11 protein-coding genes are annotated in these 14,395 nt (G+C 60.2%); 6 read left to right on the plus strand and 5 right to left on the minus strand.

Translation table 11 applies throughout. The annotated features are described in order from the left end of the window. Positions 1–178: 178 nt before the first annotated feature. From ACURWW_RS08575 to ACURWW_RS08595, 5 genes are read left to right on the plus strand one after another with little or no spacing between them, the layout of a single operon-like run. Entirely contained in the window at positions 179–322 is a 144-nt protein-coding gene (locus ACURWW_RS08575) for a hypothetical protein (protein WP_445616396.1), read from the plus strand. A 15-nt stretch (positions 323–337) separates the two neighbouring features. After that, entirely contained in the window at positions 338–1,189 is an 852-nt protein-coding gene (locus tag ACURWW_RS08580) for a c-type cytochrome (protein WP_445616397.1), read from the plus strand. 45 nt (positions 1,190–1,234) lie between these two features. Next, the gene (locus ACURWW_RS08585; protein ID WP_458618472.1) at positions 1,235–2,608 is read left to right on the plus strand and encodes a cbb3-type cytochrome c oxidase subunit I; all 1,374 of its coding nucleotides are present in this window, start codon (positions 1,235–1,237) and stop codon (positions 2,606–2,608) included. Next, positions 2,605–3,420 carry a CbbQ/NirQ/NorQ/GpvN family protein gene (locus ACURWW_RS08590; RefSeq protein WP_445616399.1) on the plus strand — a complete coding sequence of 272 codons (816 nt, stop codon included), beginning with the start codon at positions 2,605–2,607 and terminating at the stop codon, positions 3,418–3,420. Before ACURWW_RS08585 ends, ACURWW_RS08590 begins: the two co-directional genes overlap by 4 nt. Positions 3,421–3,422: 2 nt before the next feature. Beyond that, on the plus strand, positions 3,423–5,489 hold the full coding sequence (locus ACURWW_RS08595) for a nitric oxide reductase activation protein NorD (RefSeq protein WP_445616400.1): 2,067 nt from the start codon (positions 3,423–3,425) through the stop codon (positions 5,487–5,489). 97 nt (positions 5,490–5,586) lie between these two features. Here ACURWW_RS08595 and gdhA read toward each other — a convergent pair whose 3' ends face one another. From gdhA to ACURWW_RS08620, 5 genes are all read right to left on the minus strand, one after another. Continuing rightward, positions 5,587–6,933, minus strand: a complete 1,347-nt coding sequence (gene gdhA, locus ACURWW_RS08600) for an NADP-specific glutamate dehydrogenase (protein WP_445616401.1) — start codon at positions 6,931–6,933, stop codon at positions 5,587–5,589. Positions 6,934–7,080: 147 nt separating this feature from the next. Then, entirely contained in the window at positions 7,081–7,743 is a 663-nt protein-coding gene (locus tag ACURWW_RS08605) for a TSCPD domain-containing protein (RefSeq protein ID WP_445616402.1), read from the minus strand. Positions 7,744–7,782: 39 nt separating this feature from the next. Then, entirely contained in the window at positions 7,783–9,915 is a 2,133-nt protein-coding gene (locus ACURWW_RS08610) for an adenosylcobalamin-dependent ribonucleoside-diphosphate reductase (RefSeq protein WP_445616403.1), read from the minus strand. A 141-nt stretch (positions 9,916–10,056) separates the two neighbouring features. Further along, positions 10,057–10,515 (minus strand): azurin, encoded by a 459-nt coding sequence (gene azu, locus ACURWW_RS08615; protein WP_445616404.1) that lies wholly within the window; start codon positions 10,513–10,515, stop codon positions 10,057–10,059. Between the two features lie 101 nt (positions 10,516–10,616). Further along, on the minus strand, positions 10,617–12,911 hold the full coding sequence (locus ACURWW_RS08620; protein WP_445616405.1) for a nitric-oxide reductase large subunit: 2,295 nt from the start codon (positions 12,909–12,911) through the stop codon (positions 10,617–10,619). Positions 12,912–13,315: 404 nt separating this feature from the next. Between ACURWW_RS08620 and ACURWW_RS08625 the strand changes: the two genes are divergently transcribed. Then, entirely contained in the window at positions 13,316–14,221 is a 906-nt protein-coding gene (locus ACURWW_RS08625; protein WP_445616406.1) for a hypothetical protein, read from the plus strand. Positions 14,222–14,395 lie beyond the last annotated feature (174 nt).

Here is a 14,395-nt window from a genome sequence, read left to right on the forward strand (position 1 = left end):
CCAACCAAATCCGTTGCGGGTCGCTAAAGAAGCCGCAGGTGCTTGTCACATGACCGCCATCCACTGCGGCGAACACAACATATGCAGCGTCGCACACCACGGCTTGGAGGAGTCCCCCGACTTGAACAAATGTCTGGCGCATCAGTCCCACTGCTGAGTTCAACTCAGCGGAGGCCCTATGGAAGGAAGAAATATGCGACGGCAGGCCCGATATTTTCTGCCGTTTCGGGTGTTCAGTTTTATTGTTCTGCTTCTGATGGGTGTGGCCATTCTCTACGCAGGTGGCATTTCCATCTACCACTGGAATGGCATCGGGGTGTAAAGGAGCTGAACTATCATGACCAATCGACAGGCGCGCATTTTTGCGATTGCATCCACTGGCATATTTACGCTGATTTTTCTCGTGCTGACGCTGGACAGTCACCGCCAGTTTCCCGAGTTGACTCACTCACAGAACATAACGCCCCAGGTCACCAGCGGCATGGACGTGTGGCACAAATACAACTGTATCAACTGCCACACGCTCTTTGGCGAGGGGGCTTACTATGCCCCGGACCTGACCAAAATCACCAAACTGCGGGGCGACGCCTACCTGCAGGCCTACATGCGCGATCCCTCGCAATTCTATGATGAGCAGACCCACCGCCGGTTAATGCCGACCCAGGATCTCGCGGAGCAGGAAATCACTGACCTGATTGCCTTTCTCGACTGGGTCAGCGAAGTGGACAACCAGGACTGGCCGCCGCGTCCGATTCTGGTGACAGGCAGTTACGTTCCCGGAGCGGACACATTGAGCTCCAGTCCCGCGACCAACGGCGGCGCACCGCCCGGCGTAACGCCGGTGGACGCCGAAGACGACCCGAGGGCCAAGGGGCAGAACCTGTTCCGCACCGTCACTCCCGCCTGCAACGCCTGCCATTCAACGGCGCCTGGAGCCAACATGGCCGGCCCGACGCTGGCGGGGCTCGCGACCCGCGCGGCTCAGATCATCGAATCCGACGAATACGAAGGGGAAGCCGAGGACGTGGAGGGGTACATCCGAGAGGCCATCGTGAACCCCAGTGCTCACCTGGTTGAGGGCGCCATGTACTCCGCCAATGGCGTGTCCTTCATGCCCACCGGATACGAGAACAATCTGACCGGGGAACAACTGGATCAACTCGTCGCCTACCTCAGCTCGCTGGAATGATGAACGGCGGCGAGACCTTCGCCGCCGGCAATAGGGAGAGAAATGATGCGTTACAAATCCCAGTCGGTCGCCTACTGGTACTTTGCCGTTGCTGTAGTGCTCTTTGGCCTGCAACTGGTGTTCGGACTGCTGTCCGCTTCCAAATATCTCGGCCCCGATCCGCTGCTCTACGTCCTGCCCTTTGATGTAACAAAAGTCATTCACACCAATTTGTTAATTGTCTGGGTACTCACAGGTTTCATGGGTGCCACCTACTGGATGATCCCGGACGAGTCGCGCACTGAACTGCACAGCGTGAAGCTGGCCTATGTGCAACTGATTTTGTGGGTGTTGATGGGCGTGACTGCGATCATCGGTTACCTGTTTCGCTACGGCACGGGCAACAAATTGCTGGAGCAGCCTCTGCCTCACAAGATCGTTATCGTCATCTGCATGCTGATCTTCCTCTACAACATCGGCATGACCATCAGGAAATCAGGTCGCTTTACCACCACCGAGGGGGTTCTGGTGTTGGGCCTGGTCAGCTCCGCCGTACTCTTCTTTCCCGCCCTGCTCCATTACGAGAATTACACCGTGTCCATCTTCTATCGCTGGTGGACCATCCATCTCTGGGTGGAAGGGGTCTGGATGATGATCATGGGCGGCTTTCTCGCCTACCTGTTGATCCGCCTTTCCGGCGCGGACCGGGAGGTAATGGAAAAGTGGCTCTACGTGATCGTGGGCCTGGTATTCATCGCGGGCATTCTCGGAACGGCGCACCACTATTACTGGGTCGGCGTGCCTACGTACTGGCTGCCCCTCGGCGGCTTTTTCAGCGCGCTTGAACCGGCCGCTCTGGTTGGCATGGCCGCCTACGCCTATTCAGCCATGCGTCGTTCGGGCATGAGCCATCCGAACACGCTGGCATTGCACTGGACTGTGGGCAGTGCCGTTTTTGCACTGTTCGGCGCAGGCTTGCTGGGCCTGGCGCATACCTGGCCCGCGGTGAACAAGTGGACCCATGGCACGCTTGTTACCGCCATGCATGGCCATGCTGCGTTTTACGGAGCCTACGCCATGATTGTGCTGGCCATGATCACCTATGCGCTGCCGTCGCTTACCCATCGCAAGGTGGGCGAGGGCAACACCCTGGGTTATTGGGCGTTCTGGCTGCAGTTGTCCGGCATGTTCGGCATGACCCTCTCCTTTGCCACGGCGGGGATCGGGCAGGTTTATCTGGAGCGCATCATGGGCATGGGGTATCTGGATGCGCAACTGAAGATTCAGGTGCACTTTCTGATGCTGGTGGCAACCGCATCCATGTTTACCATCGGGGTAGCCTTGTTCATCTACGACTTCTTCCGCTGTGCGCCACGCCTCGACGTTACCGCGGATGCGGGCATGGGAACGCAAACCCAGGCGGGTATGGGCAACTCATGATTGATGAACTGCAACTGGCGACATCGGAGTCGGATACGGAGCCTCCCTTCTATCTTCCAGCCGGTAATGAGCTGGAAATCTTCCACCAATGTCATGCCCGGCAGCTGGCCGTGCTTCTCAAGGGACCCACCGGCTGCGGCAAGACGAGACTGGTGGAATACATGGCCTGGCGACTGGGCAGGCCACTGATTACCGTGGCCTGCCACGATGACCTTACCGCCAGTGATCTGGTGGGGCGCTTCCTGGTCCGCCACGATGGCACAGTCTGGCAGGATGGCCCGCTCACCCGGGCGGTGCGCGAGGGCGCGATTTGTTACCTGGATGAGGTGGTGGAAGCGCGTCAGGACACGATTGTGATCCTGCACGCACTCACCGACCATCGCCGCCTGCTGCCCCTCGACAAAACTGGCGAACTGCTGGAAGCGGCGCCGGGGTTCCAACTGGTCGTTTCCTACAACCCCGGCTATCAACGCATGCTCAAGGATCTGAAGCCCAGTACCCGTCAGCGGTTTGTGGCGCTGGAGCTGGATTTTCCGCCCCCGCCGCAGGAGGCGGCTATCGTGGCCCGCGAGAGTGGCGCCAACGATGCAACCGCCCGGGCCCTGGTCGACCTGGCCGAGCGCCTCCGGGCGCTACGGGACCGAGGCCTGGCGGAGGCTCCCAGTACCCGCCTGCTGATCGCCACCGCCAGTCTGGCCACAGCCGGCATCCCCATTCGCGAAGCATGCTACGCGGGCCTTGTTGCTCCCCTGGCTGACGACCACTCCCTGGTAACCGCCATGCGGGACCTGGTAGACGCCAGCTTCGTCTAACCATGGCCGAAGCGGAAGAGCTCCTCAGCGACGCAGCCCGGCACGCAACGGTGTTCATCCGGGAACTGTGGCGGCGCCAGCGCCCGCCCGGAACCCGGTCGCCGGCCCCGGCGTTGCGGGATTTCAGGGAGCGGCTGGACCTGCTGATCAGCGCCACCTGGGGACAGAGCTATCCGCTCCGACCCGCCCAGCCGCCCGCCCGGGCCACTCTGTTGTCCATCCTCTTTCGCTGCGATCGCAAACCTCGCCGCACCGGCCCGGTTCCGGCAACCGATGGTCGCAATATCTGGCTGCCGCCGACAGTGGATGCCGGTGATCAGTCCGAAGCGGCATCCCTTTATCGCGCCATGGCACTGCAGCAGGTGGTGCGGGCCCGGCGCGGCAGTGCCGAGGGTTCTGCAGGGCTGTCGCCCCTTGGGGCGGATCTGTATCTATTGCTTGAAGCCCGGGCGGCGGAGCGCGAATTGATCGGGCAACTGCCGGGACTGGCGGCCAGTCTGCAAGGACTGCGGATCAGGGCGGCGCGACAACGCCCTGCGGTGGCGAGTTTTCCTCCGCTTCGGCAACCCCTTGAACGGCTGTACCAGCAGTTGTTACAGGAGCCGTTGCTTCCTGAGTCAGGCTTACCTGAGCCATGTGGCACCGTAGACCGGGTTTTGCCTCTGACTGCCTCGCCGGAAGAGTCCCGAAGGGTAAGCGAGCGCTTGCTTGCCGCCATGCTGCCGGACTGCGGTCGCGCGGCGCAGCTTGGACCATCGCCCTTGCTCAAAGACTGCTGGACCGGCGAACTGCGCTCCGTCGGTCCCCAGGCGCTCGCCTGGGATTGCGCTCCCGACGAGGACGCGCCCCCGGGGGAAGCCGCACCGCCGCGCAGCGCGCGTCTGAACCGGCGGCCCGAAGTCCGCGAATCACGACCCGGGGAGGAAGACTCTGATTCCGAGGCGCCCTGGATGATTCAACTGGACGAGCCCCACCCGCACGCGGAAGACCCCATGGGCTTGCAGCGCCCCACGGACCGGGACCAGGAGGACAGTGCGGAGCAGTACGGGGATCTGGTGTCCGAGCTGGCGCAGGCCCGCCTGATCTCCAGTCCCGGGCGGCCCCGGGAGGTGCTCCTCGCGGACGACCCCCCGGACGCCCGCGCCCGCCGGGAACTGCGGGCCCGAATCCGGGAGGGCCGGGGCATCGCCTATCCGGAGTGGGATTATCGTCGGGAAGCCTACCGGGAAGAGGGCGCGGTGGTGCGGTTACTCACGCCGGACCGAGGCTCCCGGGAGTGGGTTGAGGCGACTCTGGAGCAACATCGGGCCATGCTGGGCGAGATCCGCCGCCGCTTTGAGATGCTGCGAGCGAAGCCGGCCTGGGAGCGAAAGCGGCCGGACGGCGAGGAAATCGACATCGACGGCTATACCGAGGCTCGCGCGGATTTCCTGGCCGGCGGCAGCCTGGGAGAGGGCTTTTATTGCAGCCGCCGCCAGGCCGACCGCAATCTCGCCATCACCCTGCTGGTTGATGTCAGCGGCTCCACCGATAGCTGGGTCGCCGCCAACCGGCGCATCATCGATGTGGAGCGGGAAGCGTTACTGCTGGTGAGCGAGGCACTGGAGGGGCTCGGTGAGCCCTGGTCCGTGTTGACGTTCTCGGGCGAGGGGCCTCAAGCCGTCACCGTGCGGTGCATCAAGGGGTTCGGGGAGCCCTATCGCCAGGAGGTTTCGCGACGCATCAGCGCCCTGGAACCGGAGCACTACACCCGGGCCGGGGCCGCAATCCGCCACGCCAGCGTCGAGCTCATGAAAAAGCCGGCGGCTCACCGCCTGCTTTTGCTTTTGTCCGATGGAAAACCCAATGACCGGGACGATTACGAGGGACGCTACGGGGTGGAAGATATGGCCCAGGCCGTGAAAGAGGCGAGACTCCAGGGTATTCACCCCTTCTGCCTGACCATCGATCGCCAGGCGGCGGCCTATCTGCCCAGGATATTCGGTGCCGGGCACTACGCCTTGCTGCCTGAGCCGGAACGCCTGCCTGTGGCTTTGCTGGACTGGATGCGGCGACTGGTGAGCCACTGAACTCCCGTGAGCACGCCGTCCATTGCCGGCGGATCAGGCCGGCGGATCAGGCCGGCGGATCGGCATCTGAACCCGCCGCGATCCTCAGTGGCTCGCCTCAGATCACACCCAGTGCAATCATGGCTTCCGCAACGCGCCGGAAGCCCACAATGTTGGCGCCTACAACGTAATTGCCTTTCATCCCGTATTCCTGCGACATCTGATAACAATCGTCATGAATGGCGCCCATGATCTGTTGCAGGCGTCTCTCGGTGTGCTCGAAAGTCCATGCATCGCGGCTGGCGTTCTGCTGCATCTCCAGCGCCGAAGTAGCCACTCCGCCGGCGTTGGCGGCCTTGCCCGGGCCGTAGGCGATGCCGGCATCCTGAAAGATTTTTACTCCCTCCGGACGGGTCGGCATGTTGGCGCCTTCGCTGATCGCGATGCAACCGTTCTTCACCAGTGTTTCGGCGGATGCGCCATCCAGTTCGTTCTGTGTGGCGCAGGGGAGGGCGATCTCACAGGGCACGTCCCAGATGTTGCCCTTCGGCAGGAACTCCGCTTGTTTGTGCTCATCCGTGTAGTGACGAATGCGTTTGCGTTCCACCTCTTTCAGGCGCTTGACCGTGTCGAGATCGATCCCGTTCTTGTCCACGATAACTCCGCCCGAGTCGGAACAGGCGATGACCTTGGCACCCAGGGTTTGCAGCTTTTCCATTGCGTAAATGGCCACATTGCCGGAGCCGGATACGACACAGGTCTTGCCGTCCAGACTTTCACCTCGCGCGCGCAGCATCTCCTGAGCAAAGAAGACGGTTCCGTAGCCGGTCGCTTCCTTGCGAACCAGCGCGCCGCCCCATTCCGGACGCTTGCCGGTAAGTACGCCTGATTCGTAGCGATTGGTGATGCGCTTGTACTGGCCGAACAGGTAGCCAATCTCCCGTGAGCCCACACCGATGTCTCCCGCCGGAACGTCGGTCATTTCACCGATGTGGCGATACAGTTCGGTCATGAAGCTCTGACAAAAGCGCATCACTTCCGCATCGCTCTTGCCCTTGGGGTCGAAGTCGGAGCCGCCCTTGGCGCCGCCGATCGGCAGGCCAGACAGAGCGTTCTTGAAGGTCTGTTCAAAACCCAGGAATTTGATGGTGCCGAGGAACACTGACGGGTGAAAACGCAGACCGCCCTTGTAGGGGCCAAGCGCACTGTTGAAGCCCACCCGGAAGCCGCGATTGATTTGCACCTCACCACTGTCGTCGACCCAGGGCACCCGGAAAATAATCTGTCGTTCCGGCTCGCAGATGCGCTCAATGATTTTGTGCTCAGCGTATTCCGGGTGCTTCTTCAGGACGGGGCCAAGCGTTTCGATAACTTCCTTGACCGCCTGATGAAATTCCAATTCACCCGGGTTTCGAGCAATGACTTGCTCAAAGATCTCATTGATTCGTGTGTTTACGTCACTCATAGTCACTCCTGTAGAGCCCGGTTTTTAGGCGAAAAGTGCGACATCTTAGTGGTTTTTTGCACCAAGTTGTAGCAGCTGCGCCAAGTTAGTGCCTTCCGTGGGCGCAAAGAAACGCAATGGTCGTGAGCGAAGCAGCCCGTTCCGCCGTCACCCGCACTTGGAATTTCCGCAGCTCAGACAAGTCTTGCAGCCATCCATTAGAATGACCGCCTTGGTGTGGCACTTCAGGCACAACTCGGCGCTGGAGGGATAGTCGTCACCGGATGTGATCAGATCATGCCGCGCGTCGTACTCGCGACGTTTCTCCGCGAGAACCGATTTTTGAACGTCGCTGAGCTCCTCGGTTTTCAGCAGGCCGATTGCCTTCAAGTGGGTCTCGATCGTATCCCCGATCTCCGCTACCAACGAGGGCATGAATCGTCCGCCGGTTTTGAAATAGCCGCCTTGTGGGTCGAACACAGCTTTCAGTTCTTCGGCCAGAAAGGTAACGTCGCCGCCCTTGCGGAAAACCGCCGATATTACCCGCGTGAGCGCCACCACCCACTGGAAATGCTCCATGTTCTTGGAGTTGATGAATATCTCGAAGGGCCGGCGCAATTCGTGGTGGGTTCCCGGGTTCAGCACCACATCGTTGATGGTGATATACAAGGCGTGCTCCGATAATGGAGTTTTTACCTTATACGTCGTGCCCTGCAGGACTTCCGGTCGTTCCAGTTTCTCGTGCATTTGCTCGATGACGAAATCTTCAATCCCATCCGTTTTTTTCACAGTCGCACTGATGATGGGTTGTTCAATAACTGCAGTTGTCATGATCTGTATCCTCCAGGAGCAGTCTTCGTGAACTGCCGTCTAGAATTTTCCGTAGTACCCTTCTCTTATGGCGTCGTACAGGTTGGCCGCAGTATGCAATTCGCCGTCGTACTCCACCGTCTCGTCGCCGCGAAGCTCGATCTTCTGGCCGTCTTCCAGTTCGAACACATAGATGGTGTTCTCCAGGTCCTGCCGCTTCACCAGAACACCCTGGAAAGCTTCCGGGTTGAAGCGAAAAGTGGTGCAGCCTTTCAAGCCCTTCGAATGAGCGTAGAGATAGATGTCCTTGAAGGTTTCATAGGAAATATCGGTTGGCACATTGATGGTCTTGGAAATGGATGAATCGATCCATTTCTGGGCAGCCGCCTGCACGTCCACGTGTTGTTCCGGCGTAACCTGATCACTGGTTACGAAATAATCCGGAAGACTTTGGCTGCTGCCGTCCAAATCCGGTTCATGGCCCGGTTCCTGGAGCGCGCGGTAACGCAGCAGCTCATAGGAATATACATCGACCCGTTCTTTGGTTTTGCGACCGGTGCGAATAATGTTGCGCGAATAGTGGTGGGCAAAACTCGGTTCGATGCCGTTACTGGCGTTGTTGGCGAGCGACAGGGAAATGGTACCGGTGGGCGCAATGGAACTGTGGTGCGTGAAGCGGCAGCCATGTTCGGCAATCTGATTGACCAGCTCGGGATCTTCCTCGGACAGCTGCATCATGTAGCGGCTGTATCGGGCCATCAGCTCGCGGCCGGTTGCCCTGTCCCCCACCTTGTAACGTTGGCCCAACGCGGGCCTTTGCGTGAGCATGAGGGGTGTCACTTCAAACTCTTCGTTGAACAGCGGTGCCGGGCCTTTCTCCTTTGCAAGTTTAACGCCTTCTCGCCACCCGGTAAGGGCCAGTTCCTTGCTGAGCTGTTCGGTGAAGGCTATCGACGCGGGACTTCCGTACGGAATCCGCAGCATCGTGAGGGCCGAGCCAAGACCGAGAAAACCCATGCCGTGCCGGCGCTTGCGATATATTTCGTCCCGTTGTTGTTGCAGGGCGAGGCCGTTGATCTCCACCACGTTGTCCAGCATTCGCGTGAAGGTGGCCACCAGACGCCGATACTTGTCCCAGTCGAAATGGGCTGAGGAGTTGAATGGTTCATTGATGAAGCTGGTGAGATTGACCGATCCCAGCAGACAGCTTCCGTATGGTGGCAGGGGTTGCTCGCCGCAGGGGTTGGTGGCGCGGATGGTTTCGCAGAACCAGTTGTTGTTCCACTCGTTGACGCGGTCCACCAGAATGAACCCGGGTTCCGCAAAGTTGAAGGTGGAGCGCATGATCTGATCCCACAACTGGCGAGCCGGCACCCGCTTGTAGACGCGGCAGGCCACTTCCCCTTTTGAGTTGCGCAGATACAGACCATCCAGATGGTCCAGGCGGCGATATTCAAGGTCCGGGTCTTCGCCGTCCTGCCGTTCCAGGTCCCGTTGCATGACCGGGAAGGAAAGCGCCCACATGGCGTCCTCTTTGACGGCGTGAATAAACTCATCGGTAATCAGCAGCGAAAGGTTGAACTGCCGCAGTCGACCAGGCTCGCGCTTTGCGCGAATGAACTCCATCACGTCCGGGTGATGAATGTCGAAGGTGGCCATCTGCGCGCCGCGGCGCCCTCCGGCAGAGGAGATGGTGAAACACATCTTATCGAACACGTCCATGAACGAGAGCGGACCGGAGGTATGAGCCCCCGCTCCCGCCACGAAAGCCCCGCGCGGTCGCAAGGTCGAAAATTCGTAGCCGATTCCACAACCGGCCTTCAGCGTGAGCCCCGCTTCCAGGTTTTTTTCGAGAATGCCGCGCATTGAATCCTCGATGGTGCCGGATACGGTGCAATTGATCGTGGATGTCGAAGGCTTGTATTTCAGGGCGCCGGCATTGGAAATGATGCGCCCGGCGGGAATGGCGCCGTTGTGTAATGCCCATAGAAATTCTTTCTTCCAGTGGGCTTTGCGTTTTGGTTCCAGGTCAGCCAGGCTTCCGGCCACCCGCTCCCAGGTGTCAGCCACGGTTGCATCGATATTTCGCGCGCCCTCTTTAAGGCGGTATTTTTTATCCCAGATGTCGTAAGCGGCTTCCTGTAACGGAACCTCGACAGGGCCGCTTCTCGGGTCCGCGACTGGCGGTTGCATATGGATCTCCTGCTGTTGCCCCAATCAAAAAGTGTGGTGTTTGTACCAGGCCGCGTCGGGCCTGGCAGGCCGTGCGCACAGAATTGCAACAACCTGCCAGTCCGGTGGGCTCAGGGAGCGCCCGATCCCACCGGTGGTCCGCTACTTCAGGGTCACAGTGCCCTGCATGAGGGAGGAGTGGCCGGGGAAGGAGCAGAAAAACATGTAGTCGTTGCCCTGTTCCAGTTTGTCCACTGCGAAGGTCACCGATGTTTTTTCGCCGCCACCGATAATCTCCGTCGCGGCAATTACCCGCTCGTCGTTGGGTTTGAGATAGTTGTTCTCAAGGCCCGCAGCGATTCCGTCCTGAGCGATGCCCTGTAGGTCTTCCGCCTTGCTCAACACCCAGTTATGGCCCATGGCTGTTTTGTCCAGTTGGCCGCTATGAGTCAGGTTGACTGTGAACTCGTCGCAGCCGGAATCTATTTCTATGGCCTTCGTGTCGTACTGAATGGCATCGTTACTGTCCACTGTGATTTCGCACTCCTGAGCGAAGGCCAGACTCGCAAAGGCGGAAAGGCCGAAAATTGCGGCGGCTCGAAGAAGGGTTCCTGATTTCATATCCAATCTCCTTTGGGTTGAAAAAATGATGCAAGAAGCGCAGTTCTTTGGCTTGGGGCGGGCCGGATAGTTTCTCCGGCTCCTCCCCTGGTTGCACTGGCTCAGGCATCGAGAGTGACGGGGCCTTCGGTCGCGCGGGCTGGTTGTGCAAGCTCACCCGGTGCACTGAAGAAGACGCCCTTGACCACCTGCCAACTCACCGCCAGCGCACCGACGATGAAGACCACGTCGCCAAAGGTGCGGATCCAGCGCAGGGTTTCCATCAGGCTCTGCTGCATGAAGTGCTCGCTGCGCGCATACCAGAGTCCTTCAGAGGCACTGGCGGCAAACTGAATGAGACCGATGGGCAGCAGGCTGGTGAAGATCATCAGGACGAGCCCGGCATTGAGCCACCAGAACCCGGTCTTCATCAGGCGCTCGTCAAAGACCAGTTGCGGGCGGATGTAACGGAGCACCAGCAGGGTGAAGCCCAGCGCGAGGAAGCCGTACACCCCGAACAGTGCGGCGTGAGCGTGCACCGGCGTGGTGTTGAGGCCCTGGATGTAGTACAGGGAGATGGGCGGGTTGATCATGAAGCCGAACACCCCAGCACCGAGCATGTTCCAGAAGGCGACGGCCACGAAGAAGATCAGAGGCCATTTGATTCGCTGCATCCAGACGGCGCGGTTTTTCAGGCGCCAGTTTTCCCAGGCTTCATAGCCCAGCACGACCAGGGGAACCACTTCCAGGGCGCTGAAGGTGGCGCCGACCGCCATCACCGGGGTGGTTGTGCCGGAGAAATAGAGGTGATGGAAGGTGCCCGGGATGCCGCCCAGCATGAACAGTGAGGCGGAAGCGAGGCTGGCGCCAGTGGCGATTCTGCGGGACACCAGACCCATGCTGCAGAAGATGAATGCCAGTGCCGTGGTGGCGAAGACTTCAAAGAACCCCTCCACCCACAGGTGCACGATCCACCACCGCCAGTATTCCATCACGGACAGATGGGTGCGCTCACCATAGAAGAAGCCCGCGCCGTAGAACAAACCGATTGCTACTACGGAGGCGGTCAGCAGTGCCAGCAGGTTCTTGTCACCGGGCTGGCGCAGGGCAGGTACGATGGCGCGCAGCATCAGCACGAGCCAGAAGGCGATGCCCAGGAACTTGCCAATCTGCCAGAGGCGTCCAAGGTCCACATATTCATAGCCCTGGTGGCCGAGCCAGAAGTTGAGATTAGTGGGCATGATCTGGGCGATCGCCAGGTAATTGCCGATGAATGAACCGGCAACCACAACCACGAGGGCCCAGAACAGAACGTCCACTCCCAGCTTCTGGTATTTGGGATCCTTGCCGCCATTGATAATCGGCGCAAGGAACAGGCCCGCGGCCAGAAAGCCGGTGGCGATCCAGAAAAGGGCCGACTGGATATGCCAGGTGCGGGTCAGGCTGTAGGGAAACCACTGACTCACATCAATCCCGTAGAACTCCTGCCCCTCCACGGTGTAATGGGCCGTGAAGCCGCCCAGGAACACCTGGAAGGTGAACAGGGCGACCACGAGAAACAGATACTTGCCCAGTGCACGCTGGGACGGCGTGAGGTTGACCAGCGAGATCGGATCGCGCGCGGGTGCAGCGGGTTCCTGTTCATCCTCCTTGCGGAGAAAGGCCCAGGCCCAGATGAGTCCGCCCACACCAGCGATGAGCAACACCACGCTGATCACCGACCACATGATGTTCTCCCCGGTGGGCCGGTTATCGATCAGCGGCTCATGAGGCCAGTTGTTGGTATAGGTTGCTGCGCTGTCCGGCCGTTCGGTGGCGGCGGCCCAGGCGGTCCAGAAGAAGAACTCCGCCATGCGCGCGCGACGTTCGGCGTCCGGCAGAGTGTTTTCCTTCATTGCGTAGCTTTCGCGAGTGCCCTGCAACTCGGCGGCATCGCTGAACAGACGGCTGTAGTAATCCGCGGTTTGTGCCATGGCCTGTGCGCGGCGCTCGGACACGACCAGTGTGCCCGTGTCGTGATCGTAGTCGTTGCCGCGGTAGGCGGTTTTCAACTCGTGACGCAGGGCGGCCTGGTCGCGGCCATTCAGTTCGTCATAGGAGCGCCCATATTGATCCACGGCCGCCAGATCCAGCCAGGTGACCAGTTCCCGGTGCAGCCAATCCGCCGTCCAGTCGGGGGCCTGGTAGGCGCCGTGGCCCCAGATGGAACCCAACTGCATACCACCCACGGACTGCCAGGCCGTCTGGCCGTCGAGAATGCTCTCCCGGGTCATGAGTGTTGTGCCGTCTTCGGTGACGACTGCGTCAGGGATGGGTGGAGCCTTGCGGTAAACCTCCGTGCCAAAGAATCCGAGGATTCCAAAGGTGACGGCGACTACTGCGATCAGCAGCCACCAGAGTTTGCGGTACTCAGCCATGGGTTGTCTCCTTGTGCTGGCCGTCGATGTAATGAAAAGGAAATCGTTGCGAAACGTGGCATGCGATGGCGCCGGGTACGGCGTCGATGGCGGGGTCGAGGGTGTTCATGTCTGCTCTCCGGCGGATGTCGAAAGCGCTGCCTGCGAGGCAGTTGTGCAGTTCAGCTAAGATGCAGTCTAAATGCATCTTTCAATGATGTAAAATAAATGCATGTTTAATTCTGCTGTAGTTGATCGAAGTCACGTCACCTCTTTCGCCAACCTGCTTGACAGGGGAGGGGAGCTAACCAACCATGGGCCGAGGGCAGTTCGGGCACGAAACGGAAGGACATCCGTCGTCGCCCACCCGGATTCCGCGTAGCACGCTTTTTTCGATGACGACAACGTTTGATAAGGAGATCAACGTGGCGAGCATCCCCAACGAAGCACTCTTTTATATCCCCCAACGAGATCTGGCCGTTCGAGACCTGCTTGAAGTTCTCTACGATCGGCCGTCCCAATCCGTGGTCAACAAAAGCCTGATCGTGAATCCCCATCTGCATGGAGATTGGATTCGCGCCGGGCAATTGGTCATTGTGACCCCTGTGGAGCCGGGTCCCTGTGCGCTCTGGGAGCGGCAAATGGCATTGGCAGCAGCCCACGTGGACCGGCAACTGGACAAGCTCCACCCCCGCGAGCGTGCCACTGTGGCCACCCATTACGCGTTGCTGAGCAATCTCGCGTCGCTGGAATCAGCGACCGCGTGGAAAAACCCGCATTTCATGCTTCTAAAGCAGCAGATCGAGCGCGCGGTGGACCCCCGTCAACGGTCCGGGGGACTGGCACGCCGCCAGCGGTCCATGGAGATCGGGGCCGCGATCGACGGCCTGCTGGCACGCCGGCTGTTCGACCCCCGGGCATCGGCCGCTCGCATCAAGGCCCGCATGAATGTGCGCGCCGACGCGGCCGTCCATCAGTGGAAGACCCAGGTGGGGCAGGCCAAAAACCTGGAGACCTTCAAGCGCCATTACGCGCGGATCATCGCAGGAGCAAAACAGCTGACCCATTTCGGCCAGGTCTCCCTGGCTCTCAATGTGGAGCCCGCGGGTCCACAGCTCGGGCACTCGCCTGTTGCCGCACCCGCAGGTAACAGCCAAAGCTTCGGGGCCCTGGGCGACCGAGCGCGTGCCTGTCACCTGGTGTTCCGCATGCAATGGGGCCACGCCGGCCAGCTGTGGTGCGGAATCGCCTGCCCCCGCGCCACTCTGGGTGGTTCCTCCAGGGACACGGGCGGACTGATTTACAACCAGTTGCATCGCGTGCCCGCCTGAGTTCCCCGGCTGCAGGAAAGCGGCAGAATTGCCGCTTTTCCTGCCCCTCTTAACCTATCCCGGCATCCTTTAGCGCCACGAGGTGTGAACAGCTTCGGTCACCCCGTGCAGCTGCCTCGCGCAGGTTCACCAGATCCTTCAGCAACGATTTTGTTAATCCAGATCAAAGAAGTG

The sequence above is a fragment of the Gilvimarinus sp. F26214L genome (genome assembly GCF_054401055.1).

Bases quoted from the DNA above. Each gene is read 5' to 3' on its own strand.
- azu (WP_445616404.1), bottom strand. From the start codon at position 10,515: ATGAAATCAGGAACCCTTCTTCGAGCCGCCGCAATTTTCGGCCTTTCC.
- ACURWW_RS08620 (WP_445616405.1), bottom strand. From the start codon at position 12,911: ATGGCTGAGTACCGCAAACTCTGGTGGCTGCTGATCGCAGTAGTCGCC.
- ACURWW_RS08590 (WP_445616399.1), top strand. From the start codon at position 2,605: ATGATTGATGAACTGCAACTGGCGACATCGGAGTCGGATACGGAGCCT.
- ACURWW_RS08610 (WP_445616403.1), bottom strand. From the start codon at position 9,915: ATGCAACCGCCAGTCGCGGACCCGAGAAGCGGCCCTGTCGAGGTTCCG.
- ACURWW_RS08605 (WP_445616402.1), bottom strand. From the start codon at position 7,743: ATGACAACTGCAGTTATTGAACAACCCATCATCAGTGCGACTGTGAAA.
- ACURWW_RS08595 (WP_445616400.1), top strand. From the start codon at position 3,423: ATGGCCGAAGCGGAAGAGCTCCTCAGCGACGCAGCCCGGCACGCAACG.
- gdhA (WP_445616401.1), bottom strand. From the start codon at position 6,933: ATGAGTGACGTAAACACACGAATCAATGAGATCTTTGAGCAAGTCATT.
- ACURWW_RS08585 (WP_458618472.1), top strand. From the start codon at position 1,235: ATGCGTTACAAATCCCAGTCGGTCGCCTACTGGTACTTTGCCGTTGCT.
- ACURWW_RS08575 (WP_445616396.1), top strand. From the start codon at position 179: ATGGAAGGAAGAAATATGCGACGGCAGGCCCGATATTTTCTGCCGTTT.
- ACURWW_RS08580 (WP_445616397.1), top strand. From the start codon at position 338: ATGACCAATCGACAGGCGCGCATTTTTGCGATTGCATCCACTGGCATA.